This is a genomic window from Desulfosporosinus sp. OT, assembly GCF_000224515.1.
Classification (GTDB): Bacteria; Bacillota; Desulfitobacteriia; order Desulfitobacteriales; family Desulfitobacteriaceae; genus Desulfosporosinus.
The window spans coordinates 107129-121996 of sequence record NZ_AGAF01000148.1 but is presented as its reverse complement, the minus strand read 5'-3'; the positions used below and the strand labels follow the sequence as shown (position 1 = coordinate 121996).

General features: G+C 42.0%; 19 protein-coding genes and 1 tRNA gene. 19 read left to right on the top strand and 1 reads right to left on the bottom strand.

Going from position 1 to position 14868, the window contains the following annotated elements:
- Positions 1 to 202: 202 nt before the first annotated feature.
- The 7 genes from DOT_RS13760 to DOT_RS13730 all read left to right on the top strand — a co-directional run bounded on the left by DOT_RS13760 (position 203) and on the right by DOT_RS13730 (position 6293).
- Positions 203 to 1387: an ABC transporter substrate-binding protein gene (locus DOT_RS13760; protein ID WP_009619710.1), complete on the top strand. Its 1185-nt coding sequence runs from the start codon at positions 203 to 205 to the stop codon at positions 1385 to 1387.
- Between the two features lie 124 nt (positions 1388 to 1511).
- On the top strand, positions 1512 to 2405 hold the full coding sequence (locus DOT_RS13755) for a branched-chain amino acid ABC transporter permease (RefSeq protein ID WP_009619708.1): 894 nt from the start codon (positions 1512 to 1514) through the stop codon (positions 2403 to 2405).
- A gap of 9 nt (positions 2406 to 2414) precedes the next feature.
- Positions 2415 to 3368 carry a branched-chain amino acid ABC transporter permease gene (locus DOT_RS13750; protein WP_009619700.1) on the top strand — a complete coding sequence of 318 codons (954 nt, stop codon included), beginning with the start codon at positions 2415 to 2417 and terminating at the stop codon, positions 3366 to 3368.
- A complete protein-coding gene (locus tag DOT_RS13745) occupies positions 3349 to 4116 on the top strand; it encodes an ABC transporter ATP-binding protein (protein ID WP_009619698.1) in 768 nt (255 codons plus the stop codon). Before DOT_RS13750 ends, DOT_RS13745 begins: the two co-directional genes overlap by 20 nt.
- On the top strand, positions 4116 to 4820 hold the full coding sequence (locus DOT_RS13740) for an ABC transporter ATP-binding protein (RefSeq protein ID WP_009619696.1): 705 nt from the start codon (positions 4116 to 4118) through the stop codon (positions 4818 to 4820). Before DOT_RS13745 ends, DOT_RS13740 begins: the two co-directional genes overlap by 1 nt.
- A gap of 153 nt (positions 4821 to 4973) precedes the next feature.
- A complete protein-coding gene (locus DOT_RS13735) occupies positions 4974 to 5600 on the top strand; it encodes a CBS and ACT domain-containing protein (protein ID WP_009619694.1) in 627 nt (208 codons plus the stop codon).
- Between the two features lie 261 nt (positions 5601 to 5861).
- Positions 5862 to 6293 carry a DUF2889 domain-containing protein gene (locus DOT_RS13730; RefSeq protein ID WP_009619692.1) on the top strand — a complete coding sequence of 144 codons (432 nt, stop codon included), beginning with the start codon at positions 5862 to 5864 and terminating at the stop codon, positions 6291 to 6293.
- Positions 6294 to 6313: 20 nt separating this feature from the next.
- Here DOT_RS13730 and DOT_RS31070 read toward each other — a convergent pair whose 3' ends face one another.
- The gene (locus tag DOT_RS31070; protein ID WP_009619689.1) at positions 6314 to 6457 is read right to left on the bottom strand and encodes a hypothetical protein; all 144 of its coding nucleotides are present in this window, start codon (positions 6455 to 6457) and stop codon (positions 6314 to 6316) included.
- A 220-nt stretch (positions 6458 to 6677) separates the two neighbouring features.
- On the opposite strand from DOT_RS31070, the gene DOT_RS30485 reads away from it, so the two are divergent.
- The 12 genes from DOT_RS30485 to rplI all read left to right on the top strand — a co-directional run bounded on the left by DOT_RS30485 (position 6678) and on the right by rplI (position 14861).
- Positions 6678 to 6775, top strand: a tRNA-Sec gene (locus DOT_RS30485).
- A 267-nt stretch (positions 6776 to 7042) separates the two neighbouring features.
- A complete protein-coding gene (locus DOT_RS13725; RefSeq protein WP_009619688.1) occupies positions 7043 to 7780 on the top strand; it encodes a CvpA family protein in 738 nt (245 codons plus the stop codon).
- A gap of 134 nt (positions 7781 to 7914) precedes the next feature.
- The gene (locus DOT_RS13720) at positions 7915 to 9291 is read left to right on the top strand and encodes an aminopeptidase (RefSeq protein WP_009619686.1); all 1377 of its coding nucleotides are present in this window, start codon (positions 7915 to 7917) and stop codon (positions 9289 to 9291) included.
- Positions 9292 to 9320: 29 nt separating this feature from the next.
- Positions 9321 to 10202, top strand: coding sequence for a mechanosensitive ion channel family protein (locus DOT_RS13715; protein ID WP_009619684.1), 882 nt, complete (start codon positions 9321 to 9323; stop codon positions 10200 to 10202).
- A gap of 184 nt (positions 10203 to 10386) precedes the next feature.
- Positions 10387 to 10590: a DUF951 domain-containing protein gene (locus DOT_RS13710; RefSeq protein WP_009619683.1), complete on the top strand. Its 204-nt coding sequence runs from the start codon at positions 10387 to 10389 to the stop codon at positions 10588 to 10590.
- Positions 10591 to 10652: 62 nt separating this feature from the next.
- A complete protein-coding gene (gene ychF / locus DOT_RS13705; RefSeq protein ID WP_009619681.1) occupies positions 10653 to 11753 on the top strand; it encodes a redox-regulated ATPase YchF in 1101 nt (366 codons plus the stop codon).
- A gap of 206 nt (positions 11754 to 11959) precedes the next feature.
- Entirely contained in the window at positions 11960 to 12247 is a 288-nt protein-coding gene (gene rpsF, locus DOT_RS13700) for a 30S ribosomal protein S6 (protein WP_009619679.1), read from the top strand.
- 18 nt (positions 12248 to 12265) lie between these two features.
- A complete protein-coding gene (locus DOT_RS13695; RefSeq protein WP_009619677.1) occupies positions 12266 to 12676 on the top strand; it encodes a single-stranded DNA-binding protein in 411 nt (136 codons plus the stop codon).
- Between the two features lie 21 nt (positions 12677 to 12697).
- Positions 12698 to 12928: a 30S ribosomal protein S18 gene (gene rpsR / locus DOT_RS28685; RefSeq protein ID WP_034141199.1), complete on the top strand. Its 231-nt coding sequence runs from the start codon at positions 12698 to 12700 to the stop codon at positions 12926 to 12928.
- Positions 12929 to 13143: 215 nt separating this feature from the next.
- On the top strand, positions 13144 to 13446 hold the full coding sequence (locus tag DOT_RS13690) for a MazG-like family protein (RefSeq protein WP_040412188.1): 303 nt from the start codon (positions 13144 to 13146) through the stop codon (positions 13444 to 13446).
- A 20-nt stretch (positions 13447 to 13466) separates the two neighbouring features.
- The gene (locus DOT_RS13685; RefSeq protein ID WP_009619674.1) at positions 13467 to 14402 is read left to right on the top strand and encodes a DUF2232 domain-containing protein; all 936 of its coding nucleotides are present in this window, start codon (positions 13467 to 13469) and stop codon (positions 14400 to 14402) included.
- 12 nt (positions 14403 to 14414) lie between these two features.
- Positions 14415 to 14861: a 50S ribosomal protein L9 gene (gene rplI, locus DOT_RS13680; protein ID WP_009619672.1), complete on the top strand. Its 447-nt coding sequence runs from the start codon at positions 14415 to 14417 to the stop codon at positions 14859 to 14861.
- Positions 14862 to 14868: the final 7 nt, after the last annotated feature.

The following is a 14868-nucleotide window of genomic DNA, read 5'->3' as shown; positions in this document are numbered from 1 at the left end:
AAATATCCTTAGCATAGCATTCAAACTTAGAGTCTAAGTCTTGAATACTCCTCGACAAGGCAATGAAGCCCCAGTCACGAAGATTTAGCGTTGACTGGGGCTTTTAATAAAAGATAGGAGGGTGAAAGCAGAAGGTAGAAAGCAGAAGTGTAGAAAGAGAACAATAGAATCTTTATTTCCCTATAAAGAAGGAGGAGAAAGAATGAGACTATTTCGTAAAGGCTTTACCCTTGGTATGATCGCTTTATTAAGTGCTTCACTGGTTGCCGGGTGTGGAACAACAAATAGTGGATCGAGTGATTCGAGTACACCCATTAAAGTGGGTGGTAATTTAGAATTAAGCGGTGGAACAGCAATGTTTGGTCAAGCGGCTCAGAATTCCATTAATTTAGCATTCGAGCAGCAAAATGCTAAGGGCGGAGTCTTAGGCAGAAAACTAGAACTAGTTGCAGCAGACAATAAGTCAGATGCTGGGGAATCAACTTCTGCGGTTACAAAGCTAGTCACTCAGGATAAAGTCGTTGCAGTTATTGGATCAATGACAAGTTCTGTTACACTGGCAGCGGTACCTGTCGTGACAGATAATAAGATACCTATGATATCTCCAAGTGGTACAAATGCAAAGTTAACAGTAGATCCAGCTAATGGAGAAGTACGCCCCTGGATTTTTAGAGCGTGCTTTATTGACCCGTTCCAAGGCCAAGTTGGAGCTAACTTCGCTCTGACAAATTTAAAGGCTAAAACTGCAGCTGTAATTATCGATCAAAAAAGTGATTATTCTAAAGGGTTAGCTGAAGCCTTTATAACTAATTTTACAAAAGGCAATGGTCAAATTCTTGGAACAGAGCAGTATGTTGCTGGAAGTGACAAGGATTTTCGACCGATCTTAACCCGTATAAAAGCTAAAAATCCGGATATGGTATGGTTACCAGGTTATTATCAAGAAGTGGGTCTCATTGTTAAGCAAGCTCGCGAGTTAGGTATGAAGATGCCATTTATGGGCGGAGATGGCTGGGATGACCCACAACTTTTCAATATCGGTGGAAATGAAGCGATGAACAATACCTTCTATTGCGATCATGTGGCAACAGATGATCCTGCGATGGCCACGTTTGTTAGCGACTATAAAGCCAAATTCAATAGCGTTCCGAATGCTATGGGCGCCTTGGGTTATGATGCAGCAAATCTTTTGATTAAAGCTATTGAAAATGCTCAAAGCACTGACCCAGAAAAATTACGTACTGCCTTAGAGACGATGAAAGGGTTCAAAGGTGTGGGCGGAGAAATCACAATTGATCCTAAAACCCATAATCCACAGAAGAGCGCCGTAATTAAAGCAAATAAAGACGGCAAACCAACGTTCCTGACACGCGTTGCTCCTCAGTGATAAATAAAAAGTTCTTTTAGGCATATATAGTTGGTATAACGGTCATCCTGAACAGAGAGAGGGCGGGGACAGAATCACCCTCTCTCTTCTATTGGAAAGGTTTAGCAGAATAGGGAGTGAGTTTATGGGAAGTAGTATTACACAACAAATATTTCAACAAATTGTCAATGGATTGTCCTTGGGAAGTATCTATGCGCTCATTGCCTTGGGTTATACGATGGTCTACGGTATAATTAAGCTGATCAATTTCGCGCATGGAGACATTATGATGGTGGGAGCTTATGCTGGTTGGTATGCCATAACAGTCTTACATTTGTCATTTCTACCGGCTTTGCTTTTTGCGATGGTCGCTTGTGCTTTGTTAGGTGTTGTAATCGAACGGATTGCTTATAAACCTTTGCGAAATGCTTCTCGTATTGCAGCTTTAATTACCGCGATCGGAGTATCGCTATTTTTAGAGTATGGGGGTATGTTACTGGTAACGGCCCAAGTGCGTACTTATCCCCCGGTCTTTCCAGAAACGATGTATTCATTTCATGGTGTTATCTTCAAATATGGAGATATAGTAATGCTTCTGACCTCAACTATACTTATGGTACTCTTGCATATAACCGTACAATACACCAAAATGGGTAAAGCAATGCGTGCAGTATCCTTCGACAAAGATGCTGCCCTACTGATGGGAATAAATACAAATAATATAATATCATTCACCTTTGCTATTGGTTCAGCTCTTGCAGCAGCTGCTGGAGTATTGATGGGTGTCTACTTTAATACCATCGACCCGTTAATGGGAATTATTCCAGGTTTGAAGGCGTTTGTTGCGGCAGTATTAGGGGGAATTGGAATTATACCTGGAGCTATGGTTGGAGGTTTGATGTTAGGTTTGATCGAATCGATTGTGAGCGGCTTAGGAGCTTCAACTTGGCGGGATGCTGTTGCCTTTCTTATCTTGATTCTCGTGCTTATAGTTAAACCAAGTGGTCTTTTTGGTAAAAATGTACGTGAGAAAGTGTAGGTGAGAAAAATGCGCAACTTGTTTAACCGCCAAAATTTAGTAGCTCTTTTGGGTATTGTACTGTTATATGCAGTTATCCAAGGATTGATCGTGTTTGATATTATGCCTCCGTTTTATAAATTAACATTAATACTCATATGTATTTATATTATTCTATCTACCAGTCTGAATTTAATTAATGGTATTACAGGACAATTTTCCATTGGTCATGCAGGTTTTATGGCCGTGGGCGCTTATATTTCCGCGATTGTTACGGCTATTCATCATGGCCCCTTATTATTAGGACTTCTGGCGGGAGCAATTGCCGCTGCGTTAGCTGGTCTGGTGGTTGGATTACCTACATTGCGTCTTAACGGAGATTATCTGGCTATTGCAACGTTGGGATTTGGAGAAATTGTACGAATTGTGTTTTTGAATACAGAGTATGTCGGTGGGGCAGCAGGGTTCACCCTATCGAGTAAAATTACATGGACGTGGGCTTTTGTTTTGATGGTATTAAGTGTAATTCTGATGAAAAATTTTGTTTCCTCAACGCATGGTAGAGCGTGTATATCTATCCGCGAAAATGAGATTGCCGCAGAATCCATGGGAGTGAATACAACAAAATACAAAGTGATTGCATTTACAATGGGTGCCTTTTTTGCCGGGTTAGCTGGCGGAATTTACGCCAATTATATGTATATCATTCAACCTATGACATTCTCCTTTTTAAAGTCCTTTGATATTTTAGTTATGGTTGTGCTTGGTGGCCTTGGGAGTATGACTGGTGGTATTGTAGGTGCAATTGTCATGACCTTGGCTTCAGCGCTTTTAGCCAGTGTTCCAGAATGGCGTTTGGTAATTACAGCTGTTTTATTGATCGCGATGATGCTCTTTAGACCCACTGGGATATTGGGAACGAAAGAATTCAGCTTAAGTTTCTTGGGAAAGAAGGGTGATAAAAATGCCACTTCTAAAAATTGATAATCTCTCTAAGTCTTTTGGTGGTTTAAAAGCGGTTTCGAATTTAAATATTGAAATTAATGAAGGTGAACTGATTGGTCTGATTGGGCCAAATGGAGCTGGTAAAACTACCGTATTTAATTTACTTACGGGAGTTTATGATAAAACTGAAGGTAAAATAACATTTCAGGACAAAGAAGTGAGTGGGCTTAAACCCTACCAAGTTACTCATAGGGGGATGGCGCGAACATTTCAAAATATTCGTTTGTTTAGTGATTTGAGTGTCATAGAAAATGTCAAAATCGCATATCATCAACGGTCATCTTACAGCTTAGCAAGCGCACTTCTTCGCCTTCCAAAGTATTATTTAGGGGAAGAGGAAATGCAGCATAAAGCTATGAATTTATTAAAGATCTTTAATCTTGATGATAAAGCAGAAGAGACTGCAAAAAATCTCCCATATGGGGAACAACGTCGTTTAGAAATTGCCCGTGCTCTAGGAACGGAACCAAAACTTTTGTTGCTGGATGAGCCGGCTGCTGGTATGAATCCTCAAGAAACACACGACTTGATGAATCTTATTCGTTGGATTAGAGAGGAGTTCAAGCTAACGATTCTCTTAATCGAACATGACATGTCCTTAGTGATGGGTGTCTGTGAACGAATCTATGTTTTGGATTATGGAATGATCATAGCACAAGGTGCACCAGACGAAATCAAGAGCAATCCTAAAGTAATTGAAGCTTATTTAGGGGAGGAGGTTGTCTGATGCTTGTACTAGAAGATGTTAACGTATACTACGGTGCAATTCATGCCTTAAAAGGGATCTCCTTCGAGGTAAACCAAGGGGAAATTGTCACTCTTATTGGCTCAAATGGTGCAGGGAAAAGCACAAGTCTTAAGACAATTTCTGGATTATTACGCCCAAAAACGGGTAAGATTACGTTTAACGGTGAGAATTTGGCAAGTATTGCTCCGCAATTAATCGTGTCCAAAGGGATATCGCAGGTTCCTGAAGGGCGGCATGTGTTTGCTAATATGACTGTAATCGAAAACTTGGAACTTGGAGCCTATTTACGCAAGGACAAAGCAGGAGTCAAGCAAGACATGCAACGCGTTTATGGTTTATTTCCCCGTCTTTTAGAACGTAATACTCAAATTTCCGGTACTTTGTCCGGTGGAGAACAACAAATGTTGGCCATGGGGAGAGCCCTAATGTCTAAACCTCAACTTCTCCTTCTAGATGAGCCTTCAATGGGTTTGGCACCTATCTTGGTCAAACAGATTTTTTCGATTATCAAAGAAATCAATGAGGGTGGTACGACAGTTTTGCTTGTAGAGCAGAATGCTCATATGGCCCTCTCTATTGCTAATCGAGCCTATGTGCTTGAGACAGGAAAGATTGTACTTTCAGGAGATTCCAAACAATTAGCAGCAAGTGAAGAAATCCGTAAGGCCTATCTTGGGGGATAAGATCCCGCCCCTAAGGTCCCGCCCCTAAAAGGGCAAGAGGTCCGCAGACCGGGGACAAAAGGGCAAGAGGTCCGCAGACCGGGGATAAAAAGCTAGAGGTCGCAGACCAGAGTAATGTTAGAAACAAGTTAAAGGAGAAGGGGGCAAAACAATATGTATGTTCGCCAATTTATGACATCTCAGGTTTTTACAGTGAGCCCAGATGAATCGATCGCAGATACGATGGTCCTCATGCGAGAAAAGAAGATCAATAAGTTGCCGGTTATGGATAAGGGTAAACTCGTGGGTTTTGTGACAGATGGGGATCTCCGAGAGGTCTCTCCTTCTCCTGCGACGACGTTAAGTATTTTTGAACTTAATTATCTCATCGCCAAAACTCCTATCCGAGAGGTTGCTGTAAAGAAGGTAATGACTTGTCAACCCGATACCCAGATTGAGGATGCTGCCTTGTTAATGCGGGAACACAGAATTAGTGGATTGCCTGTTCTTGACCAAGGCAAACTGGTTGGTATCATTACGGCAACTGATATCTTAGATGCTTTTCTGGATATTATGGGATTTCGCAGTCCAGGCCAGCGAGTGGTGATAGAAACAAAAGATGAAACGGGTGTCCTGTTGGACCTTGCAGTGACGATCAAGCAGTTTGATGTTAATATTGCGAGTTTTGCGGTCTACCATCTAAGGGATAATCAAGTCCAAATCTTGGCGCGCTTACAGGGTGAACAAGTATCCGAAGTTAAAGCGTCATTAAAGGAAAAAGGGTATCAAATAAGAGAATGATTTAGCATTCGGGCCGGTTTTGGAGGCACGCTTAGTTGACCACAACAGTAAAAGGTTTTCTGAACGAGCTAATAACAGCTGAACTGAATCTAAGATAACGAATAAATAGTAAACTGGTGAATTAAGTAATTACTTCCTAATAAACAATAAAAGAAAGTTACTGAATGAGTAATGGTCATCCAGTAACTTTCTTTATTCCTAAAAGGCGATATAATATATAGAAAATTAAAATATCATATAGACAAATGAGGAGATGGGTCAATGTTTCTTTTTAACCGTTCAATTTCTATAAATGTCAGTTTAGTATCCAATAAAATTGTAGCAGTAAACGGAGTTTTTTTAGATAGCCAACACGAACTCTGTATAACCCTCGAAGCTGACCTCGACAGTTATACGATTACATCAGCCGATGGTCAACTTCGTCGTGCTCCCCACAAGGATTGTGTATACGCCCAAGAGCGAATTAAAGAACTTGTGGGGGTTAACCTGAATTGTAATGTCAGAAAGCAGATTCAAGCAGCTGTTGGCTTAGAACAGGGCTGTACGCATTTGACAGACCTCACACTTGAGTGTGTAAAAGGGATAGTTCAAGCTAAATACCAGTTGATGAAGCTTACAATGCAAGAAGAAGAAATGAAAATTCAGGTTGAACAACAACTTAATGGAAGCTGTCTGCACTATAAGAAGTATTAGTTTGTTGTGGGTGCAGTTCACTATTTTTGTTCGGGTTTAGTATAAGCAATTAAGATGGTCTCTTGGCCAGTGGTAGGAGATGTATTAAATTTAGTTTCTAACGCCTTAATGTCTTCGATCTGGCTGCTTGATAAACTAGAAAACAATATATCGCTCCGATCCATAATAAAACTCCTTTCTTTGTAAGATTTCGACCCACTTGCGTTCAACACAGCGCTTAATTAAAAATCTGATCTTAAGATAAATGTGGTTACATAATTATTGTGCACACATTAATGGGAATATATACCTTTTTCTTGTTGAACTTAAGCATTATGCACAATTGTTTGACATTTATTAGATTTACTAATAACTTTGAATGTGTTATATTATTGTCGACAGAATGGGGATGGATAGTAGCTGGTGCTGCTCCCGGACTTCAAATCCGCGTGTCGGGACGCAGAACGTTCCGAGGTGTGTTCGATTCTCACGCATCCCCGCCATAATCGTGTTTCGCGGTTCGAACTTCGCTTATCGAATGCTATAGTTGTGATTTTTATAGTCCGAGCTTCGCAGTTCGAAAATCAAATACCGAATATCAATATGAGGCAGCGAGCAGCTGTCTTTTTGATTTCCCTGATGAGGGTTGTTTTATCCTGCAGGATTTTGGACAGTTAGACCGAATATTAATGGATTAGTGAAATATTATTGTTTAGTTTTGTTGCGCTAAGATAATTTTAAATTAGCTTTTATAAGGTAGGGGGGAGTACATGAATCTTATTGATGTGCTTATTATGGGGTTTGTTCTGTTTGGAGCCTTACATGGTTATCAAAGAGGCCTTATAACTAGCGTTATTAATTTCTTGAGTAGTATTGTAGGTTTTGTGGTAGCATCATGGGAGTATATGGCTGCTCTTCAGTGGGCAGAGCAACATTTTCCGCTGCAAAAATGGTTGGAACCCGTGATTTATCAAGCAATCCTTCCCATTGTTCAGTCTAAAGCCAGTAGTCTACAACAACAGGCTTTAGGGAATATTTTAGGGGCCCTGCCGTCAGAATGGCGTAATATTTTCGCCTCGTTAAACCTCCCTAATGTACAGATGCCCCAAGCTATTGAGCAAGTGACCCATCGCTTAGCGGAGGCGCTTACTGAGCGTGCTCTAAGCCTTATTGCCTTTGGTTGCGTTTTTTTTATAGTGGTGATTTTGATTCACTTGTTGGTCTCTATTCTTCTTCGTCTTTTTGGTATTTGGGGTGGGGCTTTTAATCGAGGAGGAGGTCTCATATTTGGGGGATTGAGTGCCCTTATTTGCCTAGCCGTCGTTGCAGGGTTGTCTTCCCCGCTCTTGAAAATGGGAGTAGGTGGAGGCATTAATGACCTAATTCAGAACTCGAACTTTTATCCTTATTTAACAGGGATCTTTCAGACCCTGGATCAGGCGTTTTCTGCGCAACTCAGTCAAAAACTGCTTGAACCGCTTTCACTTGGCAAGGGAGTTTGGTTTTAAGATGCCCTAGTCAGGGAGAAAGTATAAACAGTCCAGCCAAGGGATAGTGTGAGGCGCCAATTGTATAAATCAACCAGAGAAGAAGAAAACTTAAGCTAAATATAAAAATTGCTTAAGGTTGGAAAGGTGATTATATGAGTTCAAAAATAGTGAAGTTGGCATGGGATGAACTAAAGATTTCTGAGAAGGAACGTCAAGCGATGACAGAATACTTAGCTTTTCTCAGTGAAGGAAAAACAGAACGGGAATCATGGCAGATCCTAGAGAGATGGGCTAAGAAGTCAGGTTTTATATCGCTTGACGAGGTGAAGGATTTTAAGTCAGGTCAAAAGGTCCGACTGGAAGTTCAAGGAAAAGCGGGCATATTGGCAATTGCAGGTCTTCGTCCTTTAAGCGAGGGTTTTCGAATTGTTGCGGCTCATATTGATGCTCCTCGGTTAGATATTAAACAGCGCCCCCTTTATGAAGAAGAAGGCCTGGCTTTTTTTAAAACTCATTATTATGGAGGGATTAAGAAATACCAATGGACAGCTCTGCCGCTTGCCCTTCATGGAGTGATCATTTTGAGGGATGGTCAAAAGGTTAGTATTGTGGTCGGAGAAGATGAAGAAGACCCGATTTTCACTATTACCGACTTACTTCCTCATTTAGCGAAGGATCAAAATGACAAGAAATTAAGTGAAGCCATTACAGGAGAAGGATTAAACTTATTGCTTGGACATGATCCTTTTAATGGGGAGGGAGAAGAACGGGTTAAGTCCGCTATCCTCTACATTTTGAAGGAGAAATATGGTATTGAGGAAGAAGACTTCGTCAGTGCAGAATTAGAGGTCGTCCCAGCAGGAAAAGCACGCTATTCAGGTTTAGACCGAAGTTTTATCGCGGGGTATGGGCAAGATGACCGAGTCTGTTCATTTGCTGCCTGGAAAGCAATTGAAGCTATAGAGCAGCCGGAGTGGACAACGATGGTTCTATTTGCAGATAAAGAGGAGATTGGCAGTGACTCCAATACAGGCATGAAAGCTCGTTACTTGGAGAACTTCGTTGCGGAACTTATTACCTTGCAAAGTGGTACATATGATGGATTGATGGTTCGACGTGCAATGGCCCGAGCAAAAGCGCTTTCGGCAGATGTCACCGGTGGATATGACCCTAATTATACAGAGGTTATGGACAAACGGAATTCGGCTTTCCTGGGTCGAGGTATGGTTATTAGCAAATACACTGGTTCTCGAGGTAAATCAGGGTCGAGTGACGCGAACCCGGAATTCATTGCAGAGGTTCGCAGAATTTTTGATGAGGCAAAAATTGTTTGGCAAACTGCTGAATTAGGAAAAGTTGACCAGGGCGGCGGTGGTACAATAGCTCAGTATATGGCAATTTACGGAATGGAAGTATTGGATTGTGGGGTAGGAATTCTAAGCATGCATGCCCCGTGGGAAATCTCTTCAGTCGCAGATTTGGTCATGATGATGCGTGGGTATTACGCTTTTTTAGCATATCGTAATTAGCAGAAATTACAGCAAAGGACCACTATAATATGAATTTCACTTGGATCCCGGATAAATTGAGTGATTTTGACTGGCACAAAATAGGGATGTCGGCGTTAAATACGTTACTATATATTGCTGTTATTCTCGTTGTTGCCCGTATTGCCTATGGATTATTAATTTATCTGTTAAGGCGCATGTTGGTTGAGCGTAAAGGGAAACAACTTCTAGATGAACGTAAGGCCAATACAATATTCTCCCTTCTACGAAGTATGGCTTTTTACGTGATTACCTTCACGGTCGTAGTTCATATCCTTAAACGACTGTTTAATTTTGATACAGGGACACTACTGGCTTCGGCCAGTGTTTTGGGTGTCGCCCTAGGTTTCGGCTCTCAAAGCTTGGTTAAAGATATGATTGGCGGTTTTTTTATTCTCTTTGAAGATCAGTTTTCTGTTGGAGAATATGTTCAAGTGGGTGAATTCTCGGGCATTGTTGAAGAAACTGGAATTAGGGCGACTCACCTCAGAGACTGGGGCGGCGAACTGCACATTATTCCAAATGGTAGTATTACGGCAGTTACTAACTTCAGCCGCGGGAAGATGCGGGCTTTGGTTGATATTCAGATTCCCTACGATGAAAATCTTGACCATGCAAGGGAAGTAATGAATTCAGTTTGTGAGGTAGTTAGTACTGAATTCGGAGAGAAAATCATAGAAGCTCCCACAGTGCAGGGTATCATTCAATTCGGCGATCTCAATGTTGTTTTACGCATTGTTGGCTTCACCCACCCTAATGAACAGTGGGGTCTGGAACGAGAACTGCGTCGTCGAATTCACAGCGCATTTTTAGAAGAGGGAATTCGTACGCCACAACTAAAAATTTTGTCTTTCGAAGATCTCAAAAAAGGTTCACCTAATGACGAACAATAGACGATGGGCCCAGTAGAAATAATGGATAAAAAAATACTTAGTCAATAGAGTAGTAAAACTCCGTCGAGTTCAGTGAACTTATCAGGAGCTAAATAAGCGAAGTGCGATGCCCGAAGCGAAGTGCGATATTAAATTTCGAACTTCAAACTTCGAACCTCGAACCTCGATTAAGGGGGAGTCGATAGTGATTCCATTGAATGTTGGGGATATTGTTCGTCTTCGTAAACCGCATCCTTGTGGAAGCGTAGATTGGAAAGTAATGCGTACAGGGATGGATTTTAGGATTCAATGCTTAGGATGTCAACATCAGGCCTGGATACCTCGTGTTAAACTCGAGCGCAATTTAAAAGAGATTCTAAAGCGGGCCGAAGAAAATGAGATGGATTAGTGGGTGAAAATCACTTATAATCTGTGGAGATAACTTGTCACATAATTAAGAGGAGGTAAAGCATGACATTACATGCAGGAATTGTTGGTTTGCCGAATGTGGGTAAATCAACGTTGTTTAATGCAATTACCCAAGTGGGTGCTGAAGCGGCGAATTATCCATTCTGTACCATTGATCCGAATGTGGGGATGGTAGAAGTGCCTGATTCTCGCTTGCAGAAACTAGCGGATATGGTTCATCCCAAAAAGATTGTTTCTGCTACCGTCGAGTTTGTGGATATTGCCGGACTTGTCAAAGGGGCGAGTAAAGGCGAGGGACTAGGGAATAAATTCCTTTCCCATATCCGTGAAGTCGATGCCATTGTGCATGTTGTGCGCTGCTTTGAAGACGATAATGTGATCCATGTCGAGGGAAATGTTAACCCTAAAAGAGATATTGAGACCATAGATCTTGAGTTGGTCTTAGCGGACATGGAAAGTGTGGAGAAGCGTGCAGATCGTACGTCTAAACTCTTAAAGGCCGGAGATAAAAAGGCTCAAGGCGAAGTGGCTCTGTTAGAGCGGTTGAAGGAAGTCTTTAATCGGGGAAAAGGGGCACGTTCTTTGACTTATACGGACGAGGAACGGGAAATTCTAAAAGGTTTTTCACTTTTAACTTTAAAGCCGGTGCTTTATGTTGCGAATGTCAGCGAAGCTGGCCTCTCTACAGCAGCCGATAACCCCTATGTTCAACAAGTTATGGCAATCGCAGCAGAAGAGGATGCAGAAGTCGTTGTAGTTTGTGCGCAGATTGAAGCGGAGATAGCAGAACTTGAAGAAGACGAGAAGGAAGTCTTCTTACAGGATTTAGGACTCGAAGAGTCAGGACTGGACCGATTGATTCGGGTTGCTTTTCATTTATTGGGACTCATGACCTTTTTTACTGCTGGTCAGGTGGAAGTGAGAGCGTGGACGATTCGTCAAGGAACAAAAGCGCCTCAAGCAGCTGGAGTCATTCATACCGATTTTGAGCATGGGTTTATCCGGGCTGAGGTGGTCGCCTATAAGGATTTTGTAGAGCACAACGGGTTGAATGGTGCTCGTGAAAAAGGGTTAGTTCGTTTGGAGGGCAAAGAGTACATGATGCATGACGGCGACATTGTTCACTTCAGGTTTAACGTATAAATCAACAAGGATTCTTGTACAACTAAGCGTTCTGCCTGCGCCAGCCAAGTTTTCTTTCATAAATAGCCTCTAAACGACTGGAAGTATATATTTTATACAGAAATATTGTTGCTTTTCTACTAACGAGATGGTATAATTTTTGCTTGGTAGTATAAATATCCCTGCTCCGTTTAACGGGGCCGTTTAGTCCGAGGGGAGGTGCAAATATGAAAGCGTACGAATTACTTTATATCATCCGGCCAGATCTGGATGAGGAGGCAACCACAGCACTGGTTGACCGTTTAGGTGGGCTCGTAGCCAGCAATGGTGGAGAAAACTTAACGGTCGAAAAGTGGGGCAAACGTCGGTTGGCTTATGAAATCCAAGATTATAAAGAAGGCCAATATATCCTGATGAACTTTGACGGCGAAGGCCGCACATCTCAGGAAATTGAACGGGTTATGAAAATCTCCGACGATGTAATCCGTTTTCTAACCGTTAGAAAAGATGACTAAAAGGACGGTGGGGCAAACATGTTGAATCGTGTCGTTTTGGTTGGCCGTTTAACTAAAGACCCCGAGTTACGTTATTCACCTAGTGGCGTAGCGGTAGCTAATTTCACTTTAGCTGTTGATCGTAAGTTTAAGAATGCTCAAGGTGAGAAAGAAACTGACTTCATTCCATGTGTTGTGTTTAGACAACTTGCTGAACTTTGTGCCAACTATTTGGCTAAAGGAAAGCTTGCTTCGGTAGATGGACGAATCCAAATTAGAACATACAATGATAAGGACGGCCAAAAGCGCTGGGTTACAGAGGTTGTTGCTGAAGATGTTCATTTCTTAAGTCCGAAGGACAGCGGGAGCGGCAATATGGAATCAACTTCTCCAAGAGGGATTGGCTCGTTTGGACATGAAGTAAATTTGGATGATGACATCCCATTCTAAGTTGGGAAGGGGAGAATTAGTATGAAACGTGAACGCGGACGTCGCCCACGTAAGCGCGTATGCAGTTTTTGTGTGGATAAAGTTGTGTCAATGGATTACAAAGAGACACACAAAGTACGCAAGTACGTTACGGATCGTGGTAAAATATTGCCTCGCCGTATTTCTGGAAACTGCGCCATGCACCAACGTCAAGTGACATTGGCTATCAAACGGGCTCGTAGTATTGCCTTGTTACCATATAGCGTAGAGTAGAAAGGGGGAGCGTAAGCTCCTTTTTTCTATTTTTGCCTAGTTGAAACCCCTTGTCGCAGTGCGGCACCTCTGACGAATGAAACTTGGTTGGCGAAATTTTCATGCTTGTAAAGTGCAGGAGATTTGTATGCTTATCACGAAGTGTTTGTAGATGTTTGTTTATTAGTAACATTTATTGAGAAAAATGACTTTAGGAGGGGGCAACCCTGGAGCATATTGAAGTTGATGTTGTCAAAGGCTTAAGGGCTATTGATGAGCTAAAGGTCAATTTAATTCAGGCACAGTGGCTTATTCAACATGGAACACTGTGTGGTTCAGAGGCAGAGATGATTCAGGGGTTGGCTGATCTTGTGGGAATGAGTTATTTGCTGGCCAGACGGTTGGGTTTTGACTTTTCTCGGCTTGATCGCATGCTTTTACAACGCCTTGAAAGCTTGAAAGATGCGGATGAGATGAATCTTGAGAAACAGTGGGGAGATTTAAGTTTACTTTTGAGCTATCTGGCCCCTGAAGACTAAGTTTATAGGAGAATTGGCACATGTTTTTAAGTGACGAAACGGTTGCGAGCTACTTAGCGGGTGCGATCCTGTTGACCTTTCCTTGGCTGGGGGTCGCTTGGGGGACATGGGGACTTATCTGGGAAGCACTTATGCTACTTGCCGTGTTTTTGGTCGGCCGTCGAAGTGGGTTACCTATAGCCACGTTTTTTCTGTTGATTGGTTATGTTGCGCCGTTGATTGTTTTAGGAGTAACAACCTTTAATCAGATGAGTCTTGTTCCTTTGGCCGGGTTACTAGGCGTCTTGGGCCAGCAAAAACATTGGCCGGTGCGCATGACCTTTTTTTGGAGTGCTATGTTAGCTGCAGTTTTAGGGGCCATACCAACCCTCTCTTTGATGGCTCAAGGGTTTGATGCCAAAACTGTGAGTGACGTGATTAACACAATAGTTGAGCAATATGAGGCTTCAGGATTGCTGGTCTTGATGCAACAACAAGGGATTAGTGAGGTACAAGTTCGAGATCTATTGCAACAAGGAATTCACTTTTATGCCTTAATCATTCCCAGTTTTGCTGCGATATCCGCTTTTGTTGAGTTTGGATTGATTTTCTATATTGTCAGGCGTTGGTTTAAGGATGATGGAGGACGGGTTCCGTTCTCGCGTTGGAGTTTACCTTGGTATACGGTTTGGGGTGCCGTTTTAGGGATTGCCTGTTATCTTTTAGGTGATCAATTTTCTTGGACTGTTCTTCGTGGTATAGGGATTAACATAATGGTTGTATATGGAGCCTTAGCTTTGGTGTTGGGTACTTCAGTGTACCTGTATTTCTTACAATCACCTAAGATCCCGCGCCTGCTTAAATTGGCAATAATTTTGATCAGCATTCTATATTTCTTCTTCAGTGTTGTTAGTATAATAATGTTTGGGCTATTTGACCTTGTTTTTAATTTTCGCCGTTTACCGGAAGAAGTGTAAGGAGGAATTCATATGAAGGTTATTCTTCAAGTAGATGTAAAAGGAACGGGTAAAAAAGGACAAGTCCTCGAAGTGGCTGACGGGTTTGCTCGAAACTTCCTTTTCCCTAAAAAATTAGCGATCGAAGCGACAACCGGAAATATTCAGGATATCTCGCATAAGAAAGAGCTGGAAGATCGTCGCAAAGAAAAAGAAAAGGTCGATGCGATTGAATTAGGAGGTAAACTAAATGCTCTCCTGATTGAAGTCAAGACGAAGACGGGCGAAGGTGGGCGCTTGTTTGGTTCGGTTACCAACAAAGAAATTGTCGACGCTTTAAAAAAGCAGCATGGGTTTGAAGTGGATAAACGTAAGTTAGACATCAAAGAACCGATTAAGGCCTTGGGAAACTATGAGGTTCATGTGAAAATTCATCCGGAAGTGACAGCAAAGCTTCAGGTAAAAGTTGTTGCAATATAAATGTTAA

Excerpts from the sequence above, each read along its gene's own strand:
- DOT_RS13760 (WP_009619710.1), top strand. The coding sequence starts at position 203 with ATGAGACTATTTCGTAAAGGCTTTACCCTTGGTATGATCGCTTTATTA.
- DOT_RS13755 (WP_009619708.1), top strand. The coding sequence starts at position 1,512 with ATGGGAAGTAGTATTACACAACAAATATTTCAACAAATTGTCAATGGA.
- DOT_RS13750 (WP_009619700.1), top strand. The coding sequence starts at position 2,415 with ATGCGCAACTTGTTTAACCGCCAAAATTTAGTAGCTCTTTTGGGTATT.
- DOT_RS13745 (WP_009619698.1), top strand. The coding sequence starts at position 3,349 with ATGCCACTTCTAAAAATTGATAATCTCTCTAAGTCTTTTGGTGGTTTA.
- DOT_RS13740 (WP_009619696.1), top strand. The coding sequence starts at position 4,116 with ATGCTTGTACTAGAAGATGTTAACGTATACTACGGTGCAATTCATGCC.
- DOT_RS13735 (WP_009619694.1), top strand. The coding sequence starts at position 4,974 with ATGTATGTTCGCCAATTTATGACATCTCAGGTTTTTACAGTGAGCCCA.
- DOT_RS13730 (WP_009619692.1), top strand. The coding sequence starts at position 5,862 with ATGTTTCTTTTTAACCGTTCAATTTCTATAAATGTCAGTTTAGTATCC.
- DOT_RS31070 (WP_009619689.1), bottom strand. The coding sequence starts at position 6,457 with ATGGATCGGAGCGATATATTGTTTTCTAGTTTATCAAGCAGCCAGATC.
- DOT_RS13725 (WP_009619688.1), top strand. The coding sequence starts at position 7,043 with ATGAATCTTATTGATGTGCTTATTATGGGGTTTGTTCTGTTTGGAGCC.
- DOT_RS13720 (WP_009619686.1), top strand. The coding sequence starts at position 7,915 with ATGAGTTCAAAAATAGTGAAGTTGGCATGGGATGAACTAAAGATTTCT.
- DOT_RS13715 (WP_009619684.1), top strand. The coding sequence starts at position 9,321 with ATGAATTTCACTTGGATCCCGGATAAATTGAGTGATTTTGACTGGCAC.
- ychF (WP_009619681.1), top strand. The coding sequence starts at position 10,653 with ATGACATTACATGCAGGAATTGTTGGTTTGCCGAATGTGGGTAAATCA.
- rpsF (WP_009619679.1), top strand. The coding sequence starts at position 11,960 with ATGAAAGCGTACGAATTACTTTATATCATCCGGCCAGATCTGGATGAG.
- DOT_RS13695 (WP_009619677.1), top strand. The coding sequence starts at position 12,266 with ATGTTGAATCGTGTCGTTTTGGTTGGCCGTTTAACTAAAGACCCCGAG.
- rpsR (WP_034141199.1), top strand. The coding sequence starts at position 12,698 with ATGAAACGTGAACGCGGACGTCGCCCACGTAAGCGCGTATGCAGTTTT.
- DOT_RS13685 (WP_009619674.1), top strand. The coding sequence starts at position 13,467 with ATGTTTTTAAGTGACGAAACGGTTGCGAGCTACTTAGCGGGTGCGATC.
- rplI (WP_009619672.1), top strand. The coding sequence starts at position 14,415 with ATGAAGGTTATTCTTCAAGTAGATGTAAAAGGAACGGGTAAAAAAGGA.